Consider the following 656-nt stretch of genomic DNA (forward strand, 5'->3'; position numbering starts at 1 on the left):
ACACCATAGTCGTTTGTTAAATGCCTTTTTACGTTATATACTGAACCCACATACTTAATGCGCATGAGTGGTAACGTTATGAGAAATCAATATAATACACAAGCGGTAAAGAAAGCGACCAATTTAACTTTAAATAGTGATCTACTTGCTGAAGCAAAACGTTTAAAAATAAACCTTTCAGCAACAATGGAAAAAGCACTTTCACAGGAAGTGAGCAAACTAAAAAGACAAGAATGGTTAGAGCAAAACTCTGAAGCTATTGATGCTTGCAACGAACTAACCGATAAACACGGTCTTTTTTCTGATTCATACCGAGTATTTTAAATGTCTCAATTTACACTATATAAAAACAAAGATAAAAGTTCCGCTAAAACCTACCCTTATTTTGTAGATGTTCAAAGTGATCTGCTTGATAACTTAAATACTCGATTAGTCATTCCATTAACACCAATCGAACTACTTGATAAGAAAGCACCAAGTCACCTTTGTCCTACAATTCATATTGATGAAGGTGACTTTATAATGCTGACTCAACAAATGACAAGTGTTCCAGTTAAAATCTTATCCGAACCTGTTAATGAATTATCGACTTTCAGAAATGAGATTATTGCTGCAATTGATTTTTTAATCACCGGTATTTAACGCCTGCATAACAC

At 33.7% G+C, this 656-nt stretch carries 2 protein-coding genes; both read left to right on the top strand.

Annotated features, from left to right (window positions below; all coding sequences use genetic code 11):
- The first annotated feature begins 78 nt into the window (after nucleotides 1–78).
- The gene (locus A6E03_RS06655; RefSeq protein ID WP_026029298.1) at nucleotides 79–324 is read left to right on the top strand and encodes a type II toxin-antitoxin system CcdA family antitoxin; all 246 of its coding nucleotides are present in this window, start codon (nucleotides 79–81) and stop codon (nucleotides 322–324) included.
- Nucleotides 325–642, top strand: a complete 318-nt coding sequence (locus A6E03_RS06660; protein ID WP_012535038.1) for a CcdB family protein — start codon at nucleotides 325–327, stop codon at nucleotides 640–642.
- Nucleotides 643–656 lie beyond the last annotated feature (14 nt).

The organism is Aliivibrio sp. 1S128 (genome assembly GCF_001691065.1).
In the GTDB taxonomy this organism is placed as follows: Bacteria; Pseudomonadota; Gammaproteobacteria; order Enterobacterales; family Vibrionaceae; genus Aliivibrio.

Excerpts from the sequence above, each read along its gene's own strand:
- A6E03_RS06655 (WP_026029298.1), top strand. The coding sequence starts at position 79 with ATGAGAAATCAATATAATACACAAGCGGTAAAGAAAGCGACCAATTTA.
- A6E03_RS06660 (WP_012535038.1), top strand. The coding sequence starts at position 325 with ATGTCTCAATTTACACTATATAAAAACAAAGATAAAAGTTCCGCTAAA.